Source organism: Sulfitobacter sp. HI0129 (genome assembly GCF_001635395.1).
Classification (GTDB): domain Bacteria; phylum Pseudomonadota; class Alphaproteobacteria; order Rhodobacterales; family Rhodobacteraceae; genus Sulfitobacter.
Genome location: NZ_LWGH01001104.1, coordinates 1 through 2,791 on the forward strand (window position 1 = coordinate 1; position 2,791 = coordinate 2,791).

General features: G+C 60.9%; 5 protein-coding genes. 4 read left to right on the forward strand and 1 reads right to left on the reverse strand.

Features of this window, described 5'->3' with window-relative positions:
- On the reverse strand, nucleotides 1-331 hold a 331-nt coding region (locus A3764_RS23125; protein ID WP_067952158.1), incomplete at its 3' end, for a MerR family transcriptional regulator.
- A gap of 213 nt (nucleotides 332-544) precedes the next feature.
- Here A3764_RS23125 and A3764_RS23130 point away from each other — a divergent pair.
- The 4 genes from A3764_RS23130 to A3764_RS23145 are packed head-to-tail and all read left to right on the forward strand — an operon-like array spanning nucleotide 545 to nucleotide 2,688.
- On the forward strand, nucleotides 545-1,111 hold the full coding sequence (locus tag A3764_RS23130) for an SCO family protein (RefSeq protein WP_040643209.1): 567 nt from the start codon (nucleotides 545-547) through the stop codon (nucleotides 1,109-1,111).
- A 5-nt stretch (nucleotides 1,112-1,116) separates the two neighbouring features.
- Complete coding sequence (locus tag A3764_RS23135) at nucleotides 1,117-1,539, forward strand: disulfide bond formation protein B (RefSeq protein ID WP_046002647.1); 423 nt, start codon at nucleotides 1,117-1,119, stop codon at nucleotides 1,537-1,539.
- A complete protein-coding gene (locus tag A3764_RS23140) occupies nucleotides 1,536-2,195 on the forward strand; it encodes a DsbA family protein (protein WP_050532586.1) in 660 nt (219 codons plus the stop codon). Before A3764_RS23135 ends, A3764_RS23140 begins: the two co-directional genes overlap by 4 nt.
- A 22-nt stretch (nucleotides 2,196-2,217) precedes the next feature.
- Entirely contained in the window at nucleotides 2,218-2,688 is a 471-nt protein-coding gene (locus A3764_RS23145) for a copper chaperone PCu(A)C (RefSeq protein ID WP_443069028.1), read from the forward strand.
- The last annotated feature ends 103 nt before the right edge of the window (nucleotides 2,689-2,791 follow it).

Here is a 2,791-nt window from a genome sequence, read left to right on the forward strand (position 1 = left end):
GCACCATCCGCTTCAATTCCGTCCGCAGCGCCTCGAGCCGCGCCAATCGTTGCTCGACCTGTTTGAGTTGCCGACGGGCGATTGCATCCGCCTCTGCACAGGACTTTCCCGGATGATCGCTGAGATCGAGGAGCTCACGGATCGCGTCCAACGAGAAGCCCAGTTGCCGAGCGTGCCGGACGAATGACAAGCGGTCGAGTTCGGCGTCGCCATAGCGTCGTTGGCCCCCCTCGGTCCTGCCGGGCTCAGGCATAAGTCCGATCTGCTCGTAATACCGGATGGTCTGCACTTTTGTTCCGGTCTTCTTCGCCAGAGTCCCAATCGTCAGCATTTCCGCTCCCCACATTACCTACAGTGGGTGTAGCTTTATGCGGTGCGCATCACAAGCTTCACCTGAGTTTCACAGATAGGTGATTGTTGGCCGATCGGTGACAATCACGCTTGAACCTACAGTAGCTAGAGGATGTAAACGCACACAAAATATAGAATCAAGTTCGGGCGGAGCGGCGTGAGGCTTTCAGGTCTTCAGAAGGTATTGTGGGTGTTGGCGGGCGCGGCGGCGTTCGTTTTCATCTGGCTGTTGCTATGGTCCGACTACCGTGCCGACCTTGCCCGAGCCGAGAATGAACCACCGTTTCTTGCTGATTTCGAACTGACCGATCATCGCGGCATTGTCCAAACGGACGAAGATTTCGCAGGGCGCTGGATGCTGGTCTTCTTTGGCTTCACCAATTGCCCTGACGTCTGTCCGACAACACTGTCCGAAGTCGCGGCCGTGATGGAGGGCCTGGGCGATGAGGCGGCAGTGGTTCAGCCGATTTTCATAACGATCGATCCCGAGCGAGATACGCCGACGGCTTTAGCGGAGTACGTGCCCATGTTCGACGCAGGGATCATCGGGCTTACCGGTACACCGGAGCAGATCGCCGCGACATCCGAAACTTTTCCGATATTCTATGAACGGATCGAGCAGGCGACTGCGCCGGGCGGATACACGATGGGTCACACGTCGCATCTTTTCCTTTTCGACACGCAAGCAGGCTTCGCGGACTCCTGGCCCTACGGCACGCCCGCCGAAGAGATCCTCGCCGATCTGAGAGAGAGGATCTGATCGTCATGACCCGACTTTCCGGAGAGACGGCCCTCGGGCTGGCCTGGATCATCGCGCTCACCGCGTCGCTTGCAGTGCTCTTCATCGGCGAGGTTCTGGGGCAGACACCTTGCGTGCTTTGCTGGTTTCAGCGTGCCTTCATGTTTCCCTTGGCCATCGTCCTCGGGCTCGGGCTGTGGTGGCAGGATCGGCGCGTGGGTCGCTACGGGATCGCGCTGGCAATCGGGGGCGCCGCCATAGCGCTCTGGCACCTCGGCCTCTATGTCGAGCTGATCCCCGAACGCATCCAGCCCTGCACGGCGACAGGCCCATCCTGTACTGACGACAATCAACTGGTCTTCGGCATTCCGATTCCTCTGATGGCGCTCGTCGCCTTCGTGGTGATCGGGCTGCTGTCGGCTCTCTCACTGAAGGAAGCACAAGAATGAAACGACGCGGCCTCATCCTGTCCGTTCTCGCGCTCGGGGTCGCCGGTTTCGGCGGGGCCGCCTGGTATGCCACCCGCCCCGACCCGATTGCCGCGTCCGATCCCATCGACCCTGAAATGGCCAACGCGCTGATCCGACCCTATTCCCCGATCCTCGGGCCCGAGGATGCGCCCGTAACCATCGTTGAATTCTTCGACCCGGCCTGCGAGGCATGCCGCGCTTTCTATCCGGTCGTCGAGGATATCATGGCGGAGCACGGAGACGCGGTGCGCGTTGTAATCCGCTATACGCCTTTTCACGGCGAGGCGTCGGTAGAAGCGATCCGTGTGCTCGAGGCGGCGCGCATGCAGGACGTGTTTGAACCTGTGCTCGAGGCAGTCTTGCGAGAGCAGCCCAGATGGGCGTCTCACGGGACCCCGGCACCCGGATTGATCCTTGAGATTGCAGCAAGCGGAGGTCTGGATGTCGAAGCTGCCCGGACACAGATGCTGGCCCCCGGTGTTGTGGCGGTGCTCAACCAGGACCGCGCCGATGTCGAGACAGTCGGGGTCCGCCAAACGCCCACGTTCTTCGTGAACGGCAAGCCTCTCGATCCGTTCGGTGAGGCCGAATTGCGGAGGCTGGTGGCAGTGGAAGTTGCGGCAAGCCAAAGCTGATTTGCGGAGGCAGGAGAAACGAGTGGTGAAGAAGTTGAGATATACCAATGCATTGGCCGTGCTTTTGACGGTTGCAGGGCTGTCGGCCCCCGCACTGGCCGGTTCGGAGGATGTCGTGGTCGAGAATGCGTGGTCCCGCGCCTCGATCGGCGTCAACAGGCCAGGTGCCGCCTATATGACCGTGCGCAACACGGGTGAAGACGCCGTTACGCTGACCGGACTTGCGACACCGCTGGCAATGATGCCCGAGATCCATGAGTCGAAAACCAACTCCGATGGCGTCAGTTCCATGGCACCTGCAGGCGAGATCACGATTGAGCCCGGCCAAAGCGTGGCATTGGAGCCGGGCGGGTTGCACGCCATGCTCATGAAGCTGCAAGAGCCGATGACCGAAGGCGAGAATTTCCCGCTGACACTGACCTTCTCGGATGGCGGCAAGGTGACGGTCGAGGTCCCAATCCTCGGAATCGCCGCGCGTGGACCGAAGGGCTGATGCAACGTCGGCAGCTCCTTCTATACGGCGCAGCCGGTGCCTTGAGAACGCGCTGGCGCGTACAAAGGGAAAGGTTTCCGGCGCGCAGGGTGCGGCATCGATC